The organism is Spiroplasma mirum ATCC 29335 (assembly GCF_000565195.1).
Lineage (GTDB): Bacteria > Bacillota_I > Bacilli_A > Mycoplasmatales > Mycoplasmataceae > Spiroplasma > Spiroplasma mirum.
Map to the genome: position 1 here is coordinate 445805 of NZ_CP006720.1, position 26671 is coordinate 472475.

At 29.7% G+C, this 26671-nt stretch carries 26 protein-coding genes and 2 pseudogenes; 26 read left to right on the top strand and 2 right to left on the bottom strand.

The window, feature by feature from the left end:
* Nucleotides 1-386: 386 nt before the first annotated feature.
* Entirely contained in the window at nucleotides 387-5087 is a 4701-nt protein-coding gene (locus P344_RS02240) for a glycosyltransferase (protein ID WP_025317269.1), read from the top strand.
* 47 nt (nucleotides 5088-5134) lie between these two features.
* Here P344_RS02240 and P344_RS02245 read toward each other — a convergent pair whose 3' ends face one another.
* Together P344_RS02245 and P344_RS02250 are read right to left on the bottom strand one after the other, a co-directional pair.
* Entirely contained in the window at nucleotides 5135-5548 is a 414-nt protein-coding gene (locus P344_RS02245; protein ID WP_025317270.1) for a hypothetical protein, read from the bottom strand.
* Between the two features lie 75 nt (nucleotides 5549-5623).
* Nucleotides 5624-6064 carry a hypothetical protein gene (locus tag P344_RS02250; RefSeq protein WP_148552292.1) on the bottom strand — a complete coding sequence of 147 codons (441 nt, stop codon included), beginning with the start codon at nucleotides 6062-6064 and terminating at the stop codon, nucleotides 5624-5626.
* Nucleotides 6065-6129: 65 nt separating this feature from the next.
* Here P344_RS02250 and P344_RS02255 point away from each other — a divergent pair, with 65 nt between their 5' ends.
* The 25 genes and pseudogenes from P344_RS02255 (at nucleotide 6130) to P344_RS02340 (ending at nucleotide 26457) form a co-directional block, all read left to right on the top strand.
* Nucleotides 6130-6681, top strand: coding sequence for a DJ-1 family glyoxalase III (locus P344_RS02255; protein ID WP_025317272.1), 552 nt, complete (start codon nucleotides 6130-6132; stop codon nucleotides 6679-6681).
* A gap of 333 nt (nucleotides 6682-7014) precedes the next feature.
* Nucleotides 7015-7317: a hypothetical protein gene (locus P344_RS06660; RefSeq protein WP_148552293.1), complete on the top strand. Its 303-nt coding sequence runs from the start codon at nucleotides 7015-7017 to the stop codon at nucleotides 7315-7317.
* Between the two features lie 436 nt (nucleotides 7318-7753).
* On the top strand, nucleotides 7754-8089 hold the full coding sequence (locus P344_RS06665) for a hypothetical protein (protein ID WP_156028524.1): 336 nt from the start codon (nucleotides 7754-7756) through the stop codon (nucleotides 8087-8089).
* A gap of 72 nt (nucleotides 8090-8161) precedes the next feature.
* Complete coding sequence (locus P344_RS06670; RefSeq protein ID WP_156028526.1) at nucleotides 8162-8368, top strand: hypothetical protein; 207 nt, start codon at nucleotides 8162-8164, stop codon at nucleotides 8366-8368.
* Nucleotides 8328-8678 (top strand): hypothetical protein, encoded by a 351-nt coding sequence (locus P344_RS06675; protein WP_025331861.1) that lies wholly within the window; start codon nucleotides 8328-8330, stop codon nucleotides 8676-8678. The genes P344_RS06670 and P344_RS06675 overlap by 41 nt, the downstream gene beginning before the upstream one ends.
* A 119-nt stretch (nucleotides 8679-8797) precedes the next feature.
* Nucleotides 8798-9532, top strand: coding sequence for a YebC/PmpR family DNA-binding transcriptional regulator (locus P344_RS02265; RefSeq protein ID WP_025317276.1), 735 nt, complete (start codon nucleotides 8798-8800; stop codon nucleotides 9530-9532).
* A 70-nt stretch (nucleotides 9533-9602) separates the two neighbouring features.
* On the top strand, nucleotides 9603-9842 hold the full coding sequence (locus P344_RS02270; protein ID WP_025317277.1) for a hypothetical protein: 240 nt from the start codon (nucleotides 9603-9605) through the stop codon (nucleotides 9840-9842).
* A 241-nt stretch (nucleotides 9843-10083) separates the two neighbouring features.
* Nucleotides 10084-10506 (top strand): Holliday junction ATP-dependent DNA helicase RuvA, encoded by a 423-nt coding sequence (locus tag P344_RS02275; RefSeq protein ID WP_025317278.1) that lies wholly within the window; start codon nucleotides 10084-10086, stop codon nucleotides 10504-10506.
* 55 nt (nucleotides 10507-10561) lie between these two features.
* A pseudogene (locus P344_RS08070) lies at nucleotides 10562-11101 on the top strand (AAA family ATPase).
* Nucleotides 11034-11321: a hypothetical protein gene (locus P344_RS06305; protein ID WP_025317279.1), complete on the top strand. Its 288-nt coding sequence runs from the start codon at nucleotides 11034-11036 to the stop codon at nucleotides 11319-11321. The pseudogene P344_RS08070 and the gene P344_RS06305 overlap by 68 nt, the downstream one beginning before the upstream one ends.
* A gap of 225 nt (nucleotides 11322-11546) precedes the next feature.
* The gene (locus tag P344_RS02285; RefSeq protein ID WP_148552295.1) at nucleotides 11547-11843 is read left to right on the top strand and encodes a hypothetical protein; all 297 of its coding nucleotides are present in this window, start codon (nucleotides 11547-11549) and stop codon (nucleotides 11841-11843) included.
* Nucleotides 11844-11889: 46 nt separating this feature from the next.
* A complete protein-coding gene (locus tag P344_RS02290; RefSeq protein WP_025317281.1) occupies nucleotides 11890-15024 on the top strand; it encodes a protein translocase SecDF, variant type in 3135 nt (1044 codons plus the stop codon).
* Between the two features lie 18 nt (nucleotides 15025-15042).
* A complete protein-coding gene (locus P344_RS02295; RefSeq protein ID WP_025317282.1) occupies nucleotides 15043-15555 on the top strand; it encodes an adenine phosphoribosyltransferase in 513 nt (170 codons plus the stop codon).
* Between the two features lie 52 nt (nucleotides 15556-15607).
* Nucleotides 15608-17858 (top strand): annotated as a pseudogene (locus P344_RS02300) (RelA/SpoT family protein).
* A 119-nt stretch (nucleotides 17859-17977) separates the two neighbouring features.
* Nucleotides 17978-19201, top strand: coding sequence for a motility-associated protein Scm1 (gene scm1, locus P344_RS02305; protein WP_025317283.1), 1224 nt, complete (start codon nucleotides 17978-17980; stop codon nucleotides 19199-19201).
* 44 nt (nucleotides 19202-19245) lie between these two features.
* The gene (locus P344_RS02310) at nucleotides 19246-19731 is read left to right on the top strand and encodes a hypothetical protein (RefSeq protein ID WP_025317284.1); all 486 of its coding nucleotides are present in this window, start codon (nucleotides 19246-19248) and stop codon (nucleotides 19729-19731) included.
* A 151-nt stretch (nucleotides 19732-19882) separates the two neighbouring features.
* Nucleotides 19883-20203 (top strand): hypothetical protein, encoded by a 321-nt coding sequence (locus tag P344_RS02315; RefSeq protein WP_025317285.1) that lies wholly within the window; start codon nucleotides 19883-19885, stop codon nucleotides 20201-20203.
* Nucleotides 20204-20936: 733 nt separating this feature from the next.
* A complete protein-coding gene (locus tag P344_RS02320) occupies nucleotides 20937-21737 on the top strand; it encodes a TlyA family RNA methyltransferase (protein WP_025317287.1) in 801 nt (266 codons plus the stop codon).
* 80 nt (nucleotides 21738-21817) lie between these two features.
* Complete coding sequence (locus P344_RS02325; RefSeq protein ID WP_025317288.1) at nucleotides 21818-22318, top strand: thiol peroxidase; 501 nt, start codon at nucleotides 21818-21820, stop codon at nucleotides 22316-22318.
* Nucleotides 22319-22649: 331 nt separating this feature from the next.
* A complete protein-coding gene (locus P344_RS06015; protein WP_408069013.1) occupies nucleotides 22650-23390 on the top strand; it encodes a nicotinamide mononucleotide transporter in 741 nt (246 codons plus the stop codon).
* A gap of 295 nt (nucleotides 23391-23685) precedes the next feature.
* Nucleotides 23686-23925 carry a hypothetical protein gene (locus P344_RS06020; protein ID WP_025317290.1) on the top strand — a complete coding sequence of 80 codons (240 nt, stop codon included), beginning with the start codon at nucleotides 23686-23688 and terminating at the stop codon, nucleotides 23923-23925.
* Between the two features lie 3 nt (nucleotides 23926-23928).
* Nucleotides 23929-24165, top strand: coding sequence for a hypothetical protein (locus P344_RS06025; RefSeq protein ID WP_025317291.1), 237 nt, complete (start codon nucleotides 23929-23931; stop codon nucleotides 24163-24165).
* Between the two features lie 18 nt (nucleotides 24166-24183).
* A complete protein-coding gene (locus P344_RS06030; protein ID WP_025317292.1) occupies nucleotides 24184-24468 on the top strand; it encodes a hypothetical protein in 285 nt (94 codons plus the stop codon).
* A gap of 880 nt (nucleotides 24469-25348) precedes the next feature.
* On the top strand, nucleotides 25349-25882 hold the full coding sequence (locus tag P344_RS02335; RefSeq protein ID WP_025317293.1) for a hypothetical protein: 534 nt from the start codon (nucleotides 25349-25351) through the stop codon (nucleotides 25880-25882).
* Nucleotides 25883-26034: 152 nt separating this feature from the next.
* Nucleotides 26035-26457, top strand: coding sequence for a hypothetical protein (locus P344_RS02340; protein WP_025317294.1), 423 nt, complete (start codon nucleotides 26035-26037; stop codon nucleotides 26455-26457).
* Nucleotides 26458-26671: the final 214 nt, after the last annotated feature.

Genomic DNA, 26671 nt, shown 5'->3' on the forward strand with positions numbered 1-26671 from the left:
TTATCAAATATAAGTAGGTAATTAAAATTTAATAAAACTTTGCAATAATCAAAGTTTTATTATATATAACTAGTAGTTATTATATTTTTAAAGCAATATCATTTTTTATGCCCCAAATGATAGCTGAACTAATTTTAAATGTCATTAAGATTGAAATAACTAAAATAATTAATTTTATTTGATTTTTTTAACATTTAATTTATTCAAAAAAAATAAACTAGAATAATTTTATTCATTAAATTATCAATGCTATAATTAAGCCATATAAATAAAAATATTTATTTATATAGAAATAATTTAATTTGAGCATAGATAATGCCTAATAAAAATTACTTTTTATTAGGCATTTTTTAATTTTTTTATTTTTAAGAAAGAAGGCAATCCCGATGGACCATATAAATAAAAATATTAAAGAAATGCAAGACATCATTAGACAAAATAGCAATTTCTTAAATAAAAAAAAAATTATGAAAACAAATCCGCAGCTTAATGAAGGATTAACTATTTTAGCTCAAAAATTAATTAATTTTAACGAACATATTGATGAACTTGTTAGTTTTCAACAAGAATTTGATCGGTTTTCCGAAGTAACCATCAAAATTAATAAATATAATAATTTATTAACTAAACTTCTTGCTAATTTAACGGCCATTGCAGAATTACAAGCTGTTTTTGATAATCCTCCAGCAACTTTTAGTGATACAAAAAGAGCAACATTATTAACAAAAATGGATAATTTAATGAAAGCAGCGTATGAAAATAATCGTGCATTATTAAGATATAAAGATACCGCTGTTTTAAGTGACTTTTTAGACCATTCATTTTTAGAAGAGCAATATCTTACAATTGAAAATTCATTAAATCAAATTATGCGCCGGATTATCAATCCAACAACTGAACATAAGAGTGTAACTGACCAATCCGCCGTTGATGCTGTGTTAACTGCGATGAACCCAACAGTAACAACTCCTGATCGAACAACAAGTGCTGATTTTTTAACAAGGCAAAATAACACTTTTTTAACTACTATTACGCAGTTAAAAAACTTAAAAACAACAATTACTAAGCAAAAACGCTCATTTTTAGTTATGCAACAAGAGTTAGAAAAAAAGAAATGAACCCAAGCGCCCCAACACCGTTTATATTGTCAAACATTACAACTTTATTTAACATTTTTAAAAGAAAATGTTTTAGTAACTAATCCCTCGTTAGCAGATGAGTTGAATCTCGAAAGAATTGAAACTTATTTATCTTCATACCTAAAATATAATCAGGAGACAACTATTAATGATAAAAATATTAACTATATAATTAGTAAAGAACCTAGTGAAGAAGAAGTTCAACAAATTAAACTGTCAACTATTAAATTACCAGACTATCAGGTTAATGTTTGAATAAATTTTCACTTTGATCATTTCCGTAATCTTATTCAAGACTATGTTATTACAACATTATTAAACAATGATGAAACTAATAATTACTGAGAATTTTCCGAAGTAGTAACCACAAAGTGCCGTGAGTTATGAAATGAATTTAAAGCCCAACTTGATATTGCCGATCATCAACATTCACTTCGTGAAAACGCTTATAGATTTTTGGTGGCAAAGGAAATTAAAACTTGAAACGAATTAAAAAAAGATGAGGATACTTTGAAAACAAGGGTGCAAACAAAGTTACAAGCCCTAGAAATTAATGCTAATGTTAAATTTTTAGATGAAGATGCAGAAATCTTAACCCCTCAAATTAATGAGCATCTGCGTCAAACGCTTAAAACGTCACCGAATGAAGCATTTGATATTTTAAAATATGTTGTTTTAAAAAAATATCATGGTGTTTATCATAATTTAGATGTTCACTTATTATCAACAGTTGATGTTAGCAGTTTGGTTCAGAACATTCAAAAATATCGTTGGTATTGACAACAAATTCCCGTTGAATATCAGCAATATTTAGATCTCGACCACAATACTCTTAATTTAGTTAATTGTACAAACTTTAGCAATGATAGTATTGCTCAAATTGCTGAGTTTAAAGCAAAAAATTTAATTAAGCAAGTTAATATTTATAATCATTTTGTTTTACAATTATATCTTTATTTTGAGCAAGTAATTCTAACAAAGACTTTTGAAAAATACCAAGCACGAATTGCAGATCAACCTTTTAGTTTACTTCCCAATAGTTTTGTGTCATATGAACAATTTTCAAATTTTGTTAATAAATATGTTGAATTAGAAAAATGGTTAACTAATACTTTAGTAACAAAATATGCAATTTTTGATAATTGAGAAAATATGACAGTAGATTCAGAGTTATATCAGGCAACTACTAAATATCTTGCCGTATTGGACCCAACATTAGCTAATGAATTAGAATTTTATCTATTGCGCAATAGGGTGCCTGGGAACTCGAAAATGGCTCTCAAAGAACTTGCTGATGTAACAACACGTATTAAAGCAAGCATTGCTAAATTTAAAGCAAATTTTGTTAGTCATAATTCATATTTACAAGCAATTAACTGTTATTTTAGTGATATTAAATTTGGAATTACTTCGGAAGTAGAAAAATTAAAACAAAGTTTCTTAGCAGTTATTGCGAAATCACCAGCAACGTTATCCGAACCAGAATTAATTAATCATCTCCTAAATTTCTTAGCTAATCAGTCAAGTTTTAAAAATTTACGTACCGATGAAATCTTTTTTGATTCCACAAAATTAGCGGAATTACAAGAGCAATATGAGGCGGGGATTAAAGAAATTAAAGAACGTGGAATGACCCTAACTCCGATTTCCACCGCAACTTTGCAAGAAGTCTTTGCTCGCTTGCGACCTAATATTACTGAGCCAATAATAACCCCAGCGTATTTTTTGCAGGAAAAAGTTTGTCGAGAACTGGCAGTGCCCACTTATCCTTTTGAAAAATTAGCACATAATGAAATTTATAAATATAACCAAGATGACCCGCGTTTTTTTGAAAAGCTACAAGCAATGATTAAAGAAATTTACAATTTTTTATTAAAAATAACAAGTAATTCAAAATTAACCTTATTGTTTGATACTATTAAAAGTTATAACTACCAAGATTTTATTAAGACATATCTTGAAGTAATTGATGAAAGTAAGCAACCGCTTAGTGGTTTACCATTTAATTTTCAGATGGTCCCAACCGCTGACCAAAAAAGTTATGGTTTACTTTATGTAAAAAATACTAATATTTTTTTAGATGACATCATCCAAGAAATGTTAAAAAATCCTGGCTTAGAAGCAACTAACTTAACAACAGTCTTAACTAAAAAATATTATGATTATTTTAAAATTAGTCCGGGTCAAAACCAATATTTAGATAACTTCTTAAAACAGATTCTTGCCATTAATAATATTAATATTGAACAAAAAACACCGGAAATTAATTATGCCGATCTGTTTGAAGAACATAGTAATTGACCAATTGCCGGATTACATCCAAAAGTAAAAACAAAATATTTAGAAAAATATTATCTGGCTTTTCAACAGTTAATTGCTGAAAGTACTGCGTTATTAACTAGAATTGAAAATGAAGAATTTAAAAAATTATTAATTTTAGTTGAAAATAATTCGGTTCTTGATCAAACTGAATATAATAAAATATGAACCAATTTTGAAAATATCATGGCCGAATTTGAGCAACAAAAATTACAATTATTAAAAATCAAAGCCCGCTTTTATGATAAAGAAGCAGAACAAGCATATGAAAAATTAGTTAAACATTATTACACTGTTAAAAATAATTTTTTAGAAGCTAAAAAAACTATTACCCCTAAATATAAAATTCTTCCCAAAATCAGTAGTGACATTGCTTTAATCCATAAATTTAGTGCTGATCTCCAAGCAACTAGTAAAAAAGTCCAAGAAATGAGCATTAATTTAGAAGGTAATTATGCTGACTTACTGGCATCCTATGCTGAATTAGTTGCTATTTATGATATGTTTCAAATTAATTTTACCCAACTTTTTGTTAGTATTGTTGCAAATAAAACCGGAGATTATTTTACCGCTACTGAACAAGCATTAATTCGTCAAAATACTACCGATTTTGAGACTCTCCAAGAATTATTAAACGCTAAAATGCAAATCTTAGAAAAACGAATTGCAGTTGAAGATTTAGTTAATGCATGTAAAGATTTAAAAAATAGTTTCTTACCGAGTGCGAGTGCTCCGGATAATGATTTACCATCTGCTGTTAGCAAAGAAAAACTAAATAAAATCTTCAAACGTTTTTACCAACAATTTAAAAAAGCAGAAAGTTTAACCCCCGCCGAATATCAACAACCACAATATCTTAAATTGTTTGCGGCTTTAAAATCAGAATATAATGTGTTAAGTTTCTGTGCTAGTACAACGACACTGTTAACCAGCAATGAAGATGATTTACTATTAGAAGCAGCAAAAACTTGAGAAGTTGACCGCTCTTATCCAGGAGAACTAATTGATTTTTCTGATGAGTATAATAAAAGTCAATATCAACAATTATGTAAACGCGAAGGGGAGCATAAAATTGATTTAACTTATCCGTTAGCCGCGAAAATCTGGTGAGAATGTCAAATGTTTATTCGAATGGATTTATTTCAGGATCGTACAAATGCTGAAATTGAACGTTATCCCTTTTACCAAGATATTTTAAATTGAATTAAGCATCCTAAAATTGGGAAACTTTTAAAAGTTTTAGTAGAGGACCAATATAAAATTAAAGTAAACCAAGCTAAAATTGCAAAATTACATGCTGCGGACGTTTTACGAACACCATTGATCAATGATATTAAGCAAGAAAATTTAACAAAACAAATAGAAAACCTCGAAAAACAAAATCGGATTTTAAAAACAAAAGTTTTAGCAACATGAGGTGAATATTTAAAAGTTAAAAACAATAAAGCAAACCAATTATTGCATAAACGTGCGTTATTGGCTTTAAACATGGTTTATGATTTATCAAGTGATCAAGCACAATACCAAATTTTAGCGAAAAATATTATTAAGGAAAAAACAACAATGTGAACCCAACAAAAAACAGGTAAAACAAGTACTTCCCATCCAGTAGAAGAAAGCATCAGGTAACATTATTACTTAAATAAAAAAACTTTGCTAATTGCAAAGTTTTTTTGTTATTTAGTACTTGTAATTTTTAAAATACCAATACCCTCAAGAATTCAGATAATACATCCAATAATTGCAATTAATTCAGCAACGAAAATTACTCATGTTGAAGTGCTTGAAGTCGAAGTAACTAACACTCCAATAATCCCAACAACCGCTAGGGCTAAGAAGACGACTCCCACAATTAATTTACCAATTTTATGTTTAACAAAAGTTGTAACACAAGTAAATAGAAATGCGCTAATTAAGACAATGGCTCCGTGATCAGTGGTACTATTTTTTTGGTACATTGCGGTATTAGTATTAGGAACTCCACAAGCATTTAAAATTGCTAATAAGAATAGCCAAACACCTGTCACCCAGACCATTACTTTTGGGAAGGTAATACTAACTGAGACACTAGCATATTTTAGTTTTGCCATATATTTTTCTCCTTTTTATTTAATAATCTTTCAATACTTTTATTATATCCTAATAATTAATTTTCCCCGATATTTTTAACTAATTCGCACAATATCATTTTGCTTAATTTCTAAGAAGTTAATCATTCCGGGCGCAAAACAATAAATAAAATAGCACTCGGGAAAGTAATAACTAACTTTTTGACTAGTAAAATTAGGAATTAAATTAATAACTTGAAAGTTTTTATTACAAAAAACGACATCTAATTTATAAAAGATCCCAAAGCTATTAAAAGCATGGGCTTTGCGAATTAAATAACCATTTTTTACATTAATGTCTTTTGGTTGAATAAGATTTTCAAACTTATCGCGAAAAGTGCGAATTGTTTTAATATTCACATTTTTAATAATGCCATTAACAATTAATAAATGTTCTTCATGAAATTGCCGGTAATGTTTTTTATGCTTTTGTTCTTTTTTCCGTAAACGGTATAAGAAATTCCCAATTAATCCCATTTTTTCACTCTTTTCTGTCATAATCCTTTACTTAACAATTATATAAAAATATAATATAATTAACAAATAGAAAGAGGTGTTTCTGGGTGAAATTTGCATTATTTTTAGCGCCTGGTTTTGAAGAAGGCGAAGCAATTATTACAACAGATGTTTTACGACGTGGGGGGGAACATGTGGAGTTAATTAGTATTACTAATGATTTAGAAGTAAAATCAGTGCATGATGTTACTATTAAAGCCGACAAATTATTAGCGGATGTTAAATATGAACAATATATTGGCTATATTCTTCCGGGGGGGCGCGTTGGTGTTGAAAATTTAATGAAAAGTGAAATTGTTAAGGACTGGTTAATTCGAGCTAACCAAGAAGAAAAAACCATTGCTGCTGTTTGTGCCGCTCCCCAAATTTTAGGACATCTAGGAATTTTAGATAACCGCGAAGCAACAAGTTATCCAGGGTGTACAAGTGGAATGGAAAAAGCAATTTACAATGATGAAATGGCCGCCATTACCGATGGGCATATTATTACGGGTGCTTCAGTCGGATCAACAATGAATTTTGCCTTAGCAATTGCCGATAAAATATTAGGGGCGGAAAAAGTTTTAGCTTTACAAAATGAATTAGTAATTCGCGATTAAGAATTACCTGGTCATTATCAATATTTTTTAAAACAAGTTTAAAAAACTTGTTTTTTTATTTAGTTAACTTTTTTTGTTTTTATTTATAATTTTTATAAATAAAAACAAGATGCATTAGTAAAATAATGAATTAATAATATGAGAAACTTGTCAAAACATTACAGAAGAGGAGGACAATAAATTTTTATTATACAAAAAACAAAAACAACAAAAAGTTAGTTTAGGCTATTTTATTTGAAAGGGATGTAATTATGTTATTAATATTGGCTTTTTAGGTAATTTTGCGGTCTTATCAAACCTTGACTCCGCCGGGATGATGCAACTGGGACTCATATGCTATGGCTAATTCCGCTGCTGGGTTTTGTGGTGGGAATGTGTGCATATGCTTGTACGAAACTAGCTCGTCTTCACCATTCCCATAATAATGGGGGCGCCTATATTTATGTGTGAACTAGCTGTGGACGGTTCTGAGGAATCTTTGTTGCTTTTATGCAGTATGTTTCCTTACCATTTTTGATTATTTTTCAAATCTTAAATTTAATCCGCACTAGTTTTGGCACGGAATGAGTCTCACAATTACACGGGATAGTGCAGAACACATTATCAACATTGCAGTTCTCCCTGGTATGCTGCTAATTGGGGAACAATTGCGGATTTATGACTAGACTTAATTGGGGTCGTTATTTATCTAATTTTTTCCTTTGTTATTTTTTGCGGATTAAAATTATATAAAAAAATTACCAATAGTATGGGCATTATTCGTTATGCAACAGCGGGACTATTAATTTTAGCGGGGTTAGTATTAGCACGTTAGCATGGTAATGCTAACTTACATTATTGAACTACTAATAGTCACGGAACACTAAATTGTTATATAAAAGCTTTTAATTCATGTTTAATTTCTTCACCGGGTTTGAAATTTTTGCCACGGCCAGGCGGAATGTTGCTTATGCAAAACAAAATATTAGCTGGGGGATTAATATTGTATTATTGCTCAATATTCTAAACCATATTGTAATTGCGCTAATCTTTTTTGTCGCTTTTCACTCACTCATTTTATCAAAATATGAACATGGGAACTTGAAATGGTTTTCATAATCCCATCATTCTCATTGGGGGAGCTGTGATGATTATTAGCACCATCGCGTTGAAAATAAACCTTGTTGTTCAGGGTAATTTGTACGGGGAAACGAGTTTGCAACCCTTGGCCCGTGAAGGTTTTTTACCGGTGTCCTTAAAAAAATTAAATCGTGATGGGTTACTAACGCGGGCAATTCAGTTAAATATTGTGTTAACACTAGGAATTATTTTTATTTGGTTAATTATTCCGGATCTAATTAAAGGAATTACCTTAACTTGTCAGGATGGTTTTATGTGTACCCTCCAAGAGAGTCTTTGTTATCCATAACCATTAAATGTTTCGAGCTTAACTTCTTCTTTGTCAGCTATTACAATTTTTATTTATTTGATGGTTATTTTTGTGGTCTTAAAATTAGGTGCCCAACAAAAACTAAAAATGTCAATTTGGGAATGAATTATTTTTCCCGTTATCAGTGTTATTTTAGCTGTTACATTATTTTGACATTATTATTCATTAATTGATGATTTAGTAATTCTCCATGGTGCTGAATTTAATAGTAAGCTAATTGGGTGGGGGTGGGGGTGCTGTTGAATTATTTTTTATTAGTGGTGTCAGCTTATTTATTATAATTTGTTATTTTACTTATTATTATCGCCAATATCATCGTTGTTTGCAAACTAATCCGGCGTATCAAACTTGGCTAAATCAAGAATTTATGTGAATTTATGACTGAAACTTTGTGCAAGCTAAAATTTGTAAAATCCTGAGTAATTATTTAAACAGCGATGAAAATATTAACGAGGATTACCAGAATCACCAGCACATTCTTTTACAATTAAGACACAAATTGCGTTCTGATCTTGACCATCACCAGCAATTAGAAGAACAGGAAAATGAAAAAGAATATGAAGAATAAAAGTTAGCAAAGATTAAATTCCTAATCTTTGCTATTTTTTTTCTTTTCAAATTATTAAAAACCCTTTAAAATATAATATAGTATATATGTCAGATGTTAAGATATTAAGGAGGGACAACATGGCAGGACATTCACAATTTGCTAATATTAAGCACCGGAAAGATGCCCAAGATGCTAAACGCGCCAAAATTTTTATTAAAATTTCCAAGGAAATTAGCGTGGCGGTTAAAAAAGGAGGACCAAATATTGAATCTAATCCGTCGCTACGGTTAGTATTAGAAAAAGCCCGGGCAAATAATATGCCAAAGGATAATTATGAAAAGGTAATTAAAAAAGCGGCCGGGGAAACAACGACCGATAATTATGAAGAAGTTCGTTATGAAGGTTATGGCCCAAACGGAGTGGCGGTAATTGTTGATTGTTTAACTGATAATCGTAACCGGACAGCCGCGAATGTGCGTAGTTATTTTACTAAAAAAGGTGGGAGTCTCGGACAAACGAACTCGGTGGCTTATTTATTTGAATGTAAGGGAATTATTGCCTTTAGCAATAACCAGCTTCGCGAAGATGAAGTTTTAGAATGATTATTAGAAACCGAAGCCGAAGATTTACAAGTGGAAAATAATAATTTTATTATTACAACCGCTCCGGATAAATTAATGCAAGTGAAAAAGTTCCTGACCGAAGTGAAAAAGATTAATGACTTTGATTTTGATGTTGTGGAAATTACAATGAATCCCACTCAATTTGTTGAAGTGGATAGTAGTACCAAAGAAAAAGTTGAAGGATTAATTAATTTATTAGAAGAAGATGAAGATGTTCAACAAGTCTATCATAATGCCCAATGGGATTAACACAATGCAAAGGATAGGTAATTATCCTTTTTTATCATAATTAAATAATAATATAGAAAAGAGCAGTTAAATGGCACAGCATGTCGTAAACAGAATTACAATTACATATAATCCACAGGTTTTACAAGAAATTATTGGGAACCTTGAGTTTCCAATGCTCGCTTTTGATTTTGAAGTATATCACTTTCGCAAGGGCTATCAGTTATATGACCATCTGCAGGACAGTCATTCAAAACCGTTTTTAATTGGCACAACCGTTCTTAACAGTTTGGATGTTTTACAAACAAAACCTCTGGATGAGTTAATTTAACTACCAATATCATTTAAACTGATCAATTAATAATAAAAAGCAGCATAGTTTAAAATCCTTTGCCCATTTTTTAAAGCCCGCGTTAACTTGCGAAAGTTATGACCATTAATTTTCTCAATATAGTCTAAATTAAAACCAGCAAATCTTATTAGAAATTAATAATTATGGTTATGAAATTACGTTAATTATCCCCAAAGAAATTAATCTACATGAAAAGGATTTTTTACAGGTATACACTTGTTTGATTAATAATGAGTTTGCTGCTTACCAGTGGTTTAGCTTTTATAATTTAGAAACCAAAAAACTATTTTTAGATTTATTAACAATACCAACAATTGATTTAAAAACAGCTTACAATGTTTTTACCCAGATTGGGGTTGACCAGTTATTAAGTTATGTTAAGGAAAATAACATTAAAACTTTGAGTAAGTTAAAAGGAATCAAGCCCCACATCGCCCTCATTTTAATTATGCACTTGCAAAAAATTTATTTTCTCAAGGAATATAACAATCTCCAAAATAGTGTGATTGATTGTTTAAAAATACTTGGTTCTTTGCTCCCGATTATTTATAAAGCAATTAATGAAAGTAACCATCATTGTGATAATGTTGACCAATATTTAAAGCAAGTTCTTCAAAAAGCGTGTTCTTATGTCTACTTATAATTTCCGCTCGCAAACTTTTGCCCAATATATCGGTCAAGAATAAATTAAAAAGAATTTAACCCTCGCGATTAAGGCTAGCAAGTTAAAACAAGAACCCCTCGAGCACATTATTATTGCGGTGGCTAGTGGTTTAGGAAAAACGAGTTTGGCCTATTTAATTGCCAAGGTGACTAATAGTAAATTGCATGTTTTGGACGACCCAAATTTATAAAAATCAAGTGATTTAATTAGTTGTTTAGGCCAGTTGCACGACTATGAAATTGTTTTTATTGATGAAATCCACTCAATTGCCAAAGAAGTTGGGGAAATTTTATACCAGGTGTTAGAAGATAATAAACTAAACTTAGTGATTGGCAAAGATTATAATACCCGTGTTATTAATCTCGATTTGCCAAAATTTACCCTCATTGTGGCAACCACCTTAGTGCACCAATTGCCCAGCCAGCCCGTTATTAAAACGCTTTCTCCACTATTTTTACCTCAGTCCTTATTAACCAGCAGAAATTTGTCAAATTCTTGCCACGACAATGGAAAAATACCACCTTATTTTAGCAGCTGATGTAATTGCTTATCTTGCTACTTTTACGCGCAATAATCCTCGCCAGGCCATTAATCTGTTAAAATATGTCCATGACTATAGTTTAGTTGTCAATAAAAACAACCTTACTTTACCAGAAGTACAAGATATTTTAACTAATTTAAATTATGCGCCCGCCGGGTTAAACCGCTTAGAAATTAATTATTTATTAACAATTAACGAGCTTTTTGGGACCGACCCAACCGGTTGGTTTGGTTTCCCTAAGTCAAGTTATTAATGAACCATTGTTAACCAATTACCAATGTAATTGAGCCTTATTTATTGCAACAAGGCTTATTGCTAAAAACGCCCTGGGGGTCGTGTTTTAACCAATGATGGTTAGCAATTATTGCGCAATTACGCGAAAAAACCTGATAATTTTTTAAATATTTTTCAGATTTTACTTAATTTTTCAAAAGAACTAATATATAATAGTAATTGATTTGAAATAAGGTGGAGCTTAATGGAAAATACAGAAAAATTCCGTCGACAAACAGCCGATTATATCATTAAAATGATCAGATTAAAAACCATTGATTTTAAGTTAGCTAATCCCAATATTAGCGAAGTTGATGTTGCTAATTACTTTTTAAAAGTTATTTTGGCTGATAAGAAAGTGATTGATGTTAGCGACAGCGCCTATTATATTTTTAATATTAAAATGAACCGCATTATTGAATTTATGAATAATGAAAAAATCATTAATCAAGATGTAAAGTTAGATGATTTTAAAGATATGTTTACTAATAAAAAAGGTTAAAACAAGAAATATATGGATAATGATAAGAATATAGAGTGGTGTTATTGTGAAAGAAAAACAACAAGTAAAGACAATAAAAAAACCAGTTAATAGAAAGGTTTTAACAAAATTAATTGTTAGAATTTTTGTCTTATTAATTTTAACGTGTGCCATGATCGTAGGAGCCGTTTTTTCAGGTGAAAATTTTTCTTATTCTTATAAATTAGGAATTGCTTATTCGGGAGGCTATCAAGTTCAAATTAATGTTTTTGATACCACTGTTGAAAATCCCGATGGAACCCCCAACGGAGATAATAAAAAAGGGCTAGATTTATTACGCAACAAACTTGACCCGTTAAATAATTCTAACTTATACTTGCAAACATTAGGACATAATGGGTTAGAATTAATTGCTGGGAAGGATTTATTTAAGTCTTATGCTGATTTAAAAACTGATATTCAACGGTTAGGGGCCATTTATTTAATGAAAGGGAATGGCACCGATTTATTGGTTAGTGATAAAGAACGTACACCGTTAAGTAATGTTATTTCGGGAGCAGAAGCTGGGATTGATAAAATTCGTCATCCGATTATTAATTTAAATATTAAAGACCAGGCTAAATGAGATGCTATTATTAAAAGCTTAACTCCAAGTCAAGGTTCACCCGAACCATTATACATTTGAACGGATATTGGCCAATTTATCGATGAATTGCGCCATGATACTGATAATATTCAAGCGATTGCTACTAATTTTAATGTTAACATTTTACCCAACCTAAGCGGAACTGATAATATCAATGTTCGTAGTATTTTTGATGTTAGTTACAAAGATGCTGGGCAAGGGGGAATTATTGTTTATCGAAACTTACTAGATTTAGCAACTAGTGGAATGAGTCATCCTGAATTAGTTAAAGTAATGCAAGAAGATAGTTTCCGCTTTACCACTGTTTCCTTAGGCAAACTAGTAATTGATCCCAATGATAAGAAAGCAATTAAAAATCAATACATTGACCCGTTACGAAAATATTTAACTGGAATTGTCAACTATACTCCGCAATTAAAAGATAAATATAAAAAATACATTATTAACTATAATGCCATTAATAAAGGAGCAACACCAGGCTTAAATTCAAACCAAATTGCGACTTCGACTGATACCGAAGCACGAACAATTAGCAACTTGGTTAATGGGGGGCTAAGTGGTTTAAAATTTGTTGTTCGGGGTCATACCACAATTCCGCCGGTTGTTTCGCGCAACATTTTAAATGTTTCAATGATTGTGTTAGGAATTATTGCTGCTGCGATTTGTGTTTATTTATTAATTTACTATCGTTTGTTTGGTTTTGTGGCAATTCTAACCTTAGCCTTTACTATTATTTTAACTTTATATTTCTCATCTTTATTAGGAGTCCAAATTTCTCCGGAAAGTATCACCGCTGTTATAATTGCCTTTGGAATCGCTTTAGAAGGAAATCTCTTGTTATTTTCGCGTTATAAGCGTGAGCGATATCAAAATGGCTTGCCTTATGAGCCAGCGATGAAAATTGCCAATAAACAAACGGTTGCTGTTTTTGTGGATGCCTTAGTTGTTTTATTAGTATTAGGATTATCATTATTCTGAGCAGGAACTAACAATATTAAATCATTTGCCACAATCTTATTAGTTGCCTTAATAATTTCGTTAGTAATGGTCTTTGCTGTGGCTCGTATTATGTACTGGATTATTATTAAACTTCGTTGACAAGAAAAAGTAACATGGTTAGATATTCCCCGCTTTTCATTGTTGACTTATTTCCAACAAAAAAAACATACGCACCAAGTGGTAAATGGGGAAGGCCAATTACTAAGTGATTGTTTCTTTGCCTTACCAACAACCGATGTTAACGAAGCAACTCCAAGTGAGTCAGACCAACCCAAAAAACCTCACAAGTTAAGATTCAAACCAAAATTTTCATTATATAATATTACTAAATATTCACCAATTGTGGGAATTATCTTAATTATCATTGCATTAATTATTGGGTTTGCCGGAAAAGCAAATATTGATAGTACGATTAAACCGGGAACTAATATTACCGTCGCTAGTGATATTTGACGTCATCGCGATGATGCCGCTGCGGAAATTCAAGAGATGACTCAAGAATTAAAACATTTACAAGCAACGCGTGGTTATAATTTTAGTTTTAATTTATATGTCATTAAAGCCGATGATATGTCAATGGGCCAACAATTATTAGTTATTAGTACTAATATTTCTGGAAGTAATTTTGCCCGCGAATTACTATCATCAATTGCGGGATATTATGGACTAACTCCCGAGGATCCGGTCTTTAAATTAGAAAAAACATCACCGGTGATGGAAACCTACATTTTAAAAACTGCGGGGATTAGTTTAGCAATTGGAATTGCTTGCATCTTTGTTTATACATTATTCCGATTAGACTGAGCACAATTTATTGGAATTTTATTTGCGGCTGTCTTTACCTTAGCAGTTAGTGTTTCAATTATAGTAATTGCCCATATTCTCTTAACCTTTGAAATGAGTATTGCCTTTATTGCGATCTTTGGTTTTGCATGAGCGATGGGAGCGATTGTAATGGCCTGGGCAAAACAAAACAAAAAACTGGTTAATATTAAAGAATATGAAACTTTCTTTACATATATGAGTGAGCACCGTGCCCAAGTCCGCCGTTTGCGCCGGGCGAAAAAAGTTTACATGCAAGAAGAAATTAAAAAATTAATGATTGCCAACCTGAATTTAAAACAAAAAGAAGTGAAGAAAGAATTTGCTGAACATCTAAAAACCCAATGAAAAATTGCGAAAGATTTAGCAGCTAAAAATAAAAAAGAAATTAAATTAATTAATAAAGAATTTCGTAAGTATAATTATACGCATAACTTTTTACAAAAAATTGCTAATTTAACAATTAAACAAATGCTACGTCATTGTTTAACCCTAGGAGCCATATTTACAATTATTTTAATTATCTTATCTGCCTTTTCGGGAAGTGTCTTTGGTTTTAACATTACTGTTTTCATTGGTTTAGCAATTGGGATGTTTAGTGTGTTATTCTTGGCGATTCCTATTTGAGTAGCGTTAGAAAAATATCGGGCATTAAATAAAATCCGGGTTAAAAATTATTTAGACTCGCAGCGAGTTGAAATTGATGAACAAATTGTTGCTGGTGTTAATGACTAGCAAAAGGAGAGCAGAACAATGAATTTAAAGAAATATATTATTGATATCCCTGATTTTCCACAGCAAGGAATTATTTTCAAAGATATTACGCCATTATTAAATAATGCCGCCGCTTTTAAAACAGTAATTGATGAGATGGTTACTTATGCTCACGAAGTGGGCGCAACTGTTATTTTAGCACCTGAAGCGCGTGGGTTCTTATTTGGACCGGCTGTTAGTTATGCCGCGAATTTACGATTTATTCCCGTTCGCAAACCCGATAAATTACCACGCGCAACAGTGAAAACCGAGTATGCTTTAGAATACGGAACTAATACTTTAGAAATTCATACGGGGGATTTACAACCTAATGATAAAGTATTAATTATTGATGATGTATTAGCAACCGGGGGAACAGCTAAAGCAATTTGTGAGTTAGTAACTGACCAACAAGCGCAAGTGGTTGGAATGATGTTTTTAATTAACTTAACTTTCTTAAAAGGTAGTAACCAATTAAAAGATTATCCCCACCGCGCTATTATTGAATATTAATTAATTAAATTATATAATTATAGACGCAAAGATAAAAAAGGATGTGTTTATAATGGATGAACAAATAAAATTTGCCACGGTGTTAGATCAAATTAAATTATACATTAAGGATCATAACACCTTAGCAGAAATTGAAAAAGCATACCACTATACGAGTGAGAAACACGAAGGTCAAACTCGCAAAAGTGGGACGCCTTATATTATTCATCCCTTATGAACCACCTTTTTTTTAGCGCAGTGAAGAATGGGGCCTAAAACATTAATTGCTGGGTTGTTGCATGATGTTTTAGAAGATACCCCTGCTACTTTTGAAGAAGTTGAAAAATTATTCGGGAAAGAAATTGCGGATTTAGTGGAAGCCGTTACGAAAGTTAGTTATTTTGCCAAAGAAAACCGTACCCAAATTAAAGCACAGTATTTACGAAAATTATACTTATCAATGGCCAAAGATATTCGGGTTATTATTATTAAATTAGCAGATCGTTTACATAATTTAAAAACAATTAGTTATTTATCTCAGGAAAAACAACAAATTATTGCCAAGGAAAGTTTAGAAATTTATTCAGCAATTGCACACCGGATTGGAATGAAGGCAGTTAAATCACAAATTGAAGATTTATCCTTTAAAATTATGAACCCTACGCAGTATACCAAAATTGTCCACTTGTTAGAATGGAGTAATAAAGAACGCGAATCTAAAATGGCCCAGAAAATTACCGAAATTAAAAATATTTTAATTAATGAAAAGGGGATGGACGTTCGTATTTTTGGACGGAACAAATCAATTTATTCAATCTACCGGAAAATGAACCAGTTTGGAAAAGATTTTGATGATATTCATGATATTTTAGCGGTGCGGATTATTACCCATTCTGTTGATAATTGTTATAAGGTGTTAGGTTATATTCACCAACACTTTACTCCACTTAATAACCGTTTTAAGGATTATATTGCAACGCCTAAAAATAATTTATACCAATCATTACACACCACAATTGTTGCTAGTGATGGGACGATTTTTGAAGTACAAATTCGTACGGAAGAAATGGATGAAATTGCCGAACAAGGAGTGGCGGCCCACTGACGATACAAAGAAGGCGAAAATTATGATGTTGCAAAAAAACAAAAAGATATTGATGAACGACTAGACATCTTTAAACGGATCTTAGATTTAGAAAATATTACGGTCCAAGAACGGGATGAAATTCAACAAGAAGCCTATCGTTCGGATCAACTAATGGAAGAAATCATTCAGAATGATATTTTTTCTTCGTTAGTTTATGTGTTAACTCCGAATGGAAAAGTTGTGACCCTGCCATTTGGATCAACAGTGTTAGATTTTGCCTACAAGATTCACTCGGAAATTGGAGAAAAAACGATTGGGGCTAAAATTAATGGATTCTTTTCGCCAATAGCAACAGTATTAAAATCGGGGGATGTCGTCGATATTAAAACATCACCATCCCAGAAACCAAACCATTCATGGTTAGTAATTGCTAAAACTTCATCAGCGCGTCAGAAAATTAAAAAATATTTAAAACGCGAAATTGCCGAAACAACTGGAGATACTAAATCAGCTAATTTAGAAAAGATTAAGAAAGTCAAAGCTAACATTGAAGACTACATTGCGAAAAAAGATTTTAAATGAAAACTCCTTGATTCAGAAGGGCAGCAAAAACGCTTAGAAGCTATTAATTATCATAACATTGAAGATTTCTTGTTAGATGTCGCTAATGATGAATATTCAATTGAAGAAGCCGTTAACTTAATTTACTTAGATAATGAAACAAGTCAAAATGAAAAAATCTTAAAAAAAACTGCAAGATAAACAATATAAAAAATCCCAGTTAAAAGATGACATTATTGTGCAAGGAGTTACCAGCATTAAGGTTGTGATTTCCCAATGTTGTTTACCAATTCCGTATGAAGATATTGTTGGTTATGTTTCAAAAGCAGAGGGAATTAAAGTTCACTTGCGTACCTGCAAAAATATTCAGACTGCTGAAAAACAAGAACGACAAGTAGAAGTTAGTTGAAACGAAAGTGTTTCTAAAAATAAACAATATGATTGCGCAATTAAAATTGAAGCCATTGATCGCCCGGCTTTATTAGTAGATGTGACAAAAATTTTAAGTCATTTAAACGCCGCAATTCAAATGATTAATGCTCATAGTGTACCATCTTTAATGACAACTAACATTAAATTAATTATTAAAGTTGCGAATGTTGATAAACTAAATCAGGTGAAGTCTTCCTTATTATCAATACCTGATATTAAAGCAGTGGAAAGAATTATAATGTAGATTACGGAACTTTTAAAGTTAGTCTTAATTTCATTAACTTTTTTTGGTATAATTAAAACAATGGAAAACTTTTGCTTATCAAAAATTATTTTACATAGAACACAATAGGAGGACTTTTAATGGCGTTAACATCTTGATTAAAATTTGGGGCAATTTGAGCTATCTTTGTGATTTTTGTCATTATAGGAATTGCAGTTACACCAAGTTTAAATAATCAAGTGGGTGCAATTAAAAACAATATTATTACTAATTTGAGTATTGAAGGGATGATAAACAACCCTTTACCAAATATTAAAGCTAATAGTGCTTATAATCTTTTAAACTTTTTATTGTCGTACGCTTCATTTCAAGGAATTTTTGCATTAGATGGATTTAGTTTATTTAAATTTTGAGCTTTAGATTTATATATTTTCTTACCAATCTTTGGAATTATTTCGGCGGGAACCGGGTTATTTGTTTTAATATTATTATTGAACGTTAAGAGTCCCCACTGAAAATGAAATATCCGCTTAAAAGTTGGAAAACTTTGTTTATGAATCGGCGCTGTTTCTTGTTATATTGCTTTATTTTTAGGATTATTTTTAATTTCAATTACGGATAATTCCCACACAGTTAATGGCTATAAAGAAATTTGGTATGGAACAAATATTGATGATGGGGTAATCCATTGAACGAACGGACAACCTTATCAACCAAATGTTTTTTCAATTTTTGGAATTATTATGAACCAAGATGGTCTGGATGGAATTTTTAACTTAGCAAATGGTACCATTAAAGCGGGGGCAATTTTTTTAGTATTTTTAAACCCAATTAGTTTGATGTTATTAGTTATTGGTCTTGCCTTACGAATGGCCATTAGCATCTTAATGCCATCTTCTTCATCATACTGAGGAAATAATCAATTCTTAGCATGGCTACGATTTATTAACATTTCAACCAAAAAAGAACTGCGTGCGCGCATGCGTTCAAACATTGGAATGATTGTTTTAGGAATTGGGTTTGCTGTTATTATGATCTTTCCCGCCTTTATATCTACAAAAAAGTATGTCGCAACAAATTACATTTTATTGGTTATTTCAATTTTACTAATGGCAATTAGTTTAATTCCAATTTACTTTATGTGATACCGCTTATCGCAATTACAGCAATTTTCTTATAATTTATTAATGTTTTTACAAATGCTAATTTGGTTAGTTATTGGGTTAATTTGGCAAATCTTAATGTGAACAGAATTTAAAGCGTTCTTCCAATTTCCAGCCTATGTCCCAATTATTACAATTTTCTTTTTTGTTAATATTTTAATTATTTCTTTTGCAATGTTAGTTAAAGGATACCGATCATAGTTAATAAATAGTAGTGGTGACTGTTAACCAGGAGGACTTGGGTAATGTTTGATAAATTTTCTTATTATAATTGAGCAAATAATAAGTGAGCGCGAAGATGGATGATTGAACCAGAGTATCATAAAATGCTAAAGTTAAAAGCCCAGGTTCATTATGTCCCATTATGACAACCACAAGAAGTTATTGTTGATTTGAACACTCACCATTTGGTTATCCCGGCCAACCTTGCTAATCTGGTGCAAAAATACCAGTTGCCAAAAACCAACTATTATTTATTTAAATACCATAATATCGCTAATTTATTATTAGAAAGTAATTATATTATTAGCAACTATTCAAAAATGATTGAAGCTAAGTTAACAAATGATTTTGTTTCATTAAAATGATCGCAAACGTATGGGGCATATTTTTTTAAAAAAATTACTAATTATATTTTGAAAGAAGACCAGACGTTAGAATTTTATCGGGATACTAAAAAACGGGTGCAAAAAATTAATTATTTAATTGCTAATCCTAAACAGAACCTTTAGGATTTTTTCATTTTTTAGAAAAATATTATTTTATCTTTAAACAGTTTAAATGTTAAAATTTTGTTATATATAATTTATTAATAATAACATTTTGATATTTTTGCCGGTGCTAAAAAATTATAGTGTAAAAAGAATAATGAGGAGACAAAAAATGAAAAAAGATAAAGGTAATGAATTTATTAATAATTATTATCAACCACATTTACCACCGCAACAACCCCAACCGAATAATTCCCCAGCAACAGGGCAAAATTATTCGCAACCACTTAATCAAGTTAATAACCCGAACTTAGTGCAACCACCGTTAGGGTTTGCTAATAATAATGAAATAAAAGATAAAATTCCGGGTTTTATTAAACAAAAGATAATTTGAGAAAAATTTCGTGCTAGTTGTTATCTTTTATTTGGTTTGGTAAGAATTATTATTTTAGCATTTTTTATTACAATTTATTATGTTGCAAAAAGTAAATAAAGGTTATTTTTCTAATTCACAGCAAAAATTATCTGATTTAATCCCCTGGGGATTAAATTTGCGGAGGCATCTTTTGTCAATATTAAAATTAAAGTACAATTAATACCATATCCATATTTACTAATTCCTTTATTAATTTTAGCTGTTGGGATTTTCTTTTATGGTTGTTTTGAACTATCAACTATTCGTGGGGAAGTTAAAAGATATTATCAACAACTTCAAACCGGTCATGAAACTATTTCTAATTTTGTTTTTAGTATTTATAAAAAAAGTATTGTGCGTAAAATTATTATCAATTGGTTAGCAACATTAATTTACTTATTAGGGTTAATTTCCTTAGGATTTTAATTGCTCTACAACATGTTTACGACATTGGCAAGAAAGAATTTATTTTAGGATTTTGAAAACTTGGTAATGTTAAAAATTTAAAAACTAAAATTACTGTTACTAGTATCGTTTTATTAATCAGTCTTGGGGTTCACATTTTATCTTTACTATTAGCTAAAAGAACAAGCGGTCAAATTATTTGCTATTATGGTTATGATATTATTTCTTTTGAAGAAATGCGTTATTTAAAACGAAAAACTAATTAAATTTGTTTTTTAATTTTTTTATTGATTATTACTATAATTATTATTGCATTAGTGATATTATTACGTAAACTACACCTAAAAAAGTAATAAAACATTTTTGTGACCATGACAACATTAGAAAAAAGAAATGAAGGTAAAAAATGAAAATAAGAATTGATCAGTTACTAGTTAATAAAAAATTAGCTCCTTCGCGAGAAAAAGCCAAGGCGCTAATTTTAAGTAATAATGTGTTAGTTAATAATGAACCAATTCTAAAGGCTGGCACATTAGTTAATGAAAATGATGACATTAAAATTCGGGGAAATGAATTAAAATATGTTTCGCGAGCTGGTTATAAATTAGAAAAAGCGCTTCTCACATTTCAAATTCCCTTGCGGGGATTAGTTTGTTTGGATATTGGTGCATCTACTGGGGGGTTTACTGATTGTTTGTTGCAAAATGATGCGAAAAAAGTGTATGCTGTCGATGTTGGAAGCAACCAATTAGTTTGAAAATTACGCAGTGATCAGCGGGTTGTTAGTTTGGAAAAAACTAATTTTCGTTATGCGAGCAAAGAACTGTTTACAGATGACATTCAATTTGCTTGTTGTGATGTTTCTTTTATTTCATTAGATAAAATTATCCCGGTTTTAAAAGAAATTTTATTACCAAATCATTATGTGGTTTTATTAATTAAACCACAGTTTGAAACTACCCGCGAAAATGTTAATAAGGGAAAAATAAACCGCCAGGAAATTCATTATGAAGTTATTAAAAAAATTATGACATTAAGTTTACAAAATAATTTTAGTTTTTTAGATCTTGATTATTCACCAATCACCGGAAATAAAAAAGCAAACATTGAATTTATTTGTTTATTACAACAAACTTCAACACCAATTAATAACATAACTGACCAAAAAGTGCAGGAAGTTATTGCAACTGCTTGAAATAATTTATAAAATAAAAATATTAGAATTTAAATTCTGATAAAATATTAAAAACAAGTTATAATACAATTATAGAAAAGGAAAGTGAAAAAATGGCTCTGAAAACTATGCAAGGTGATGTTTATACATTACTTCCTAAAAACCATATAAAAGTTGGGGATAAATTAACTTTTAAAGCAGATACTACGAAATTTGAAGATTTTAATTTGACTGATGTTAAGAAAAAATACAAACTAATTTCCGCAGTTCCCAGCATTGACACTAGCGTTTGTATGTTACAAACTCGAGAATTTAATAATAAATTAGTTAGCAAATATCCTGATGTGCAGTTAATTACAATATCACGTGATCTTCCGTTTGCCTTAACCAGAGGTTGTGAATCTTTTTTAAATCCAAATCATATTTTATTATCTGATACTAACTATCGAGATTTTGGTAATAAAACTAATTTATATTTTGATTTTAATAACTTATTAGCTCGTAGTGTCATTGTTTTAAATGAAAATAATGAGGTTATTTATTTACAAATTTCAAACCCTGTTAGTTCTGAACCAAATTATCAAGAGGTTTATACATTATTAGATAAATTATAAAAAATTGAAATGATATTTTAAATTACTAAAATATCATTTTTTATTAAAGGAGGCTTTTACTATTAATAATTTTCTAGATTATAAAAATATTAAATCAGATTTAAAAGAACTAAATCTGAAGTTTAAAATTGCAATTATCATCATTGCTTTTGTAACATTAGTGCTATAATTTATTGATTTTAATTATTTTTTCAATAATTCTTCTTCATGATTTGTAATTAGTGGCACGATTGCTAATCATACGTCTGGGTGAAAAATTGTCTTATTATCACTAAGTGGGATTGCTAGTTTTACGGGGATTATTTGTATTTTTTTAATTGCCTTTGGGCGCTTATCAAATTTTTTCTGGGGAACAATTAATGTGATTATTTATGGGTTATTTGCCTTTGCCTGAGGTTATAATGGTACCGCACAATTAAACATCTTTTTCTTTTTACCTTTTCAAATTATTGGTTGGTACCACTGACAAAAACGAATAGGGGTTTGGGAAACCGAAGTAAAAATGTGGGAATGACGATGATACTATGTTCTCGTGGGGGCAATTATTATTGGGATCATAATTTCTGTTATTTTTTATTTTGAAATTCCCTGGTTGTTAAAACTAATTACTGGGCAGTATGACTATGATAATCAAGTAGCACCCCATTTATTAGACACTTTAAATACCGGTTTAAGTATTATAGTTTTAATTATGGTAATTCAAGGTGCTTATAATATTATTGATAAAGAATTAGCGCTAGTATATGCTACTCCTGACTTAATGCATGATCTGTGATATGTTAACCAATATAATATTATTAATCATCTTCATAGACTGGATGCTGTGACAATGATTCCTTATAATGAGATGCATGCTTTTATTAATGTTGCTACCCAATATTCAATGCAAGTAAATAATTTAATTCTACCGTTTAGTATTATGATTGGGTTAGGATGCACGAGGAATTTTTTCATTGCCTATGGGCAACGTAATAGTCAAAAAATGAAAGAAATTGCTGGGAATGGTTTTGCTACAACAACTATTTTTTCAATTATTGTTGCTTTTGTAATTTTTTGTATAATTTTTACGTAATGGCATGATATTTTAATTACTAGTCAAATGGGATCATATTACAAACCAATCGCAGAACAATTATGTTGGAGCTATTTATATCCGGTCTTATTATCAACATCTTTAATGTTTTTAAGTTATTCGTTTTATCAATGCTACGCAGTGAAGGAAAAATGAACTTGTTTATTATGTCAATTTTAACCTCTGTTTTAATAAATTGTGCGGAAAGCATTTTCTTTATGAAAAGTTTGTCACTTCACTTACAAATGGTTGCTTAAATGTTAGGAACTATACTTTCTTATTTTGTCCAATTTGTATGGGGAGTAACTATAGTTTTTGCTTTAAACATAGTAATACTCGCTTTAGTATGCATGATTTATTTTTTATAAAATGAAGTAATGTCGTTAACTTTATAAAAGCGGGATTACCTAATTTTATTATTAGTTTATCATTTATGTTAACTTCTTATGTTGCTACTAGTTTAGCAGTGTTACTACCTAATCAAAAGTATAAAAATAATATTGCTATTCTTCAACAATTAATATCTGCTATTTAACCCATGAATAACTTTTATTATTTCCGTTGGTTTCGGGTTAATCCAGGGGAGGGGGTCCGTTCGATTATTGCTTATAACTATGGTGCGGAAAAATATAATTGGATTTGACAGGTTCTAAAACAAGTTAGTTTAGTTTTAATAATCTGGTTTTATTTAATTTTTATTTTAATTATGATTTTTGTGAGTAATATGATTAAGTTGTTTGCTTTTCCTGTCCAAGATGAAGCGCAATACCATTAATGAGTTGTCATATATTTTATGGCTTATCCAACATGTTTGTTAACTTTTATATGCTTAACTTTATTTCAAGGAATTAACAAATCAATGATGGCTACTTTTACTAATAGTTTACGCTCGGTAGTAATTGCTTTGCCATTCTTAGCGATTGGTTATGGAATAAGTATTGCAACTGGTAATCCAATTTGATTCTTTATTTTAATTCCCATTTTATGACATTATTGAAGAAAATACCATTATCAGTTAATTGATATCCCGGATAATTTTAATCTGCAGGATGTTGTATTTATTAAAAAAAGTTACTAATGCATAGTTTATAAAATATGATTTTTTATATAGAAAAAATGTCTAAAATTAGTAGAAATTTTTCTAAAAAAATAAGTTTTTTAAATATAAAAGAGTTAAAATAAAGATGTAAATAGGTAACAAATTAAAGTTAATAATTTTTATCAATTTGGTTATTTAAGTTAACTAAATTATTTTTACCTATTTACAAATGAAAAATAGTGACCAAGACCATACTTTTAAAAATAATACGATTCATTATTTGTAATTTTATTCAAGCAAGTAAAAACCATTCCACCTTAATTCTGCTAACTCTTTATTTGCCAAACATAAATTATAATTAAAATTAATTTGTAATAAATATTATTTAGAATTAAATCTATTCTTATTGTAACACCAATGCAACATAGTTAGTTTAAAGATGACCCTGTTAGAGTTAGAATTAATATTGTTAAATAATATTATTTAAAATAAAAGTATTCTTAACTATTAATTTTTCTAAGTTATAAATTATTATTTTTTAAGCATTATGCAAATATAATTGATGAAAATATTAATTTAATAACAAGACAAGCTCATTAAGATATTACATTTTATTAACGTGACTCTTAAAAAAAGTTTTAATTTTGCAAGAAATATTTTTCTTTCCAGAACTTTTTATAATTTTGCCAATTACTTTTCTAACTTAATTAAGAATAAATGATCAAAAAAAAAAAAAAGTATTTTTAATTTATAAAACGTTTATTAAAATATGGGCGTTTTTTTTTGTAAAATAACTTTAATTAAATAATTTTTATCTTTCGGGTGTAAAAACTGTGCTTGTTTCTTTCTTAAAAATAATTATAATCCTAAAATAGGTTTATTTACATTAATAGCAAGGAACATAAGGATACCGGAAGACATGAAAAAAATCTTTAGAAATCTTGGGAATGTTATTATTTTAACTGATACTGCTAGTTTTGTATTAGGATTTGTGGGTTCATTATGTGGAATTATTAGTTTGCTATCCCTTGAACCTTTTTGAAATAATACAATTTTATCTTATGATATTACGATTGGGGCAATTTTTTTTGACATTGCTAGTATGTTATTTATTTTAATTGCTTTTATTGTTGGAACTAAGCATTTACAAGTTAAGCAAGATAAACATGAGACAGTTAAAATTTTGAAGTTAGAAAAAACCTCACTCCAACTAGATTTTTTTAGTTTTTTTATTGGTTTAATTTTTGAAATTCTTAGTTTAGTATTCTTAACTGTTTTATGAAAAAATGTTTGCTTCTCTTATTTTGCCACTATTTTAGCAGTTATCATTGATATTAGTAGTGGTTTATTAGCAGTGATTGCTTTAAAAGTATTTTTTTTCTGGTTCGCAAAGCAGGTAGCCTGAATGCACCAAAATAAAATTTTAATAAATAATTTTTTATTTATTAGTTAAATATTAAGTAAAAAATGTTAACTATGATGTTAGACCCTAATTTCCGGTGAATAACCTTTGGAAAACCGGGCGGGGGGGGGTGGTCGCTATATTTTATGCAAAAAATATTATATAATTAATATAATAGTTTTAAATATAAAGAGGATATTTTTATGGCAAAAAATTATAAATTAACCGAGCCAGAAATAAGAAAGATATGAGATAACACTCATCCTACGTACGGGTACGGGGGGCGAAATAATACTTTATTTCATAAAGATATTGCCGGAACTTTAATTAAAATTACTGAATTTAATAAGGAAACAGAATTTGGGCGAGTAATTGATTTATTATTACCAGTTGAAAAAGGTGACGAAGTTGAGGTTAATAATAGTTTAGCAATCCATTGAAAAAATGCAAAAGCACGTAAGGAAACATTAAATGATTGAAAAGTAGCAGTGCACAGTGAAATTAAATCAAGTAATAAAAAAGAATTTCAACAACCACTAAATGTTAAAAGTAATAAAATTATTAAAGCTAAAGATATGAAAATCAAAGAAGTATCATCAATTTGAGCTAAAAATAAAAAATCTTAATTAATTAAGAGTTTTTATTTTATTAATTATTATAGAGTAACCAATTAGTTCCTGTTTCATTAACAATCAGTCAATTGTTATTTGTTAACAAAAGAATTGAAATATTTAAGGTTTGTTTTGTTAAACTTGTTGGTTTTAAATCTTGCAAATTACTAATATCAAGCAAGATAAGTAAGATTACCTGTCATCTGGTTAATTAAAATTCCATTTTGAT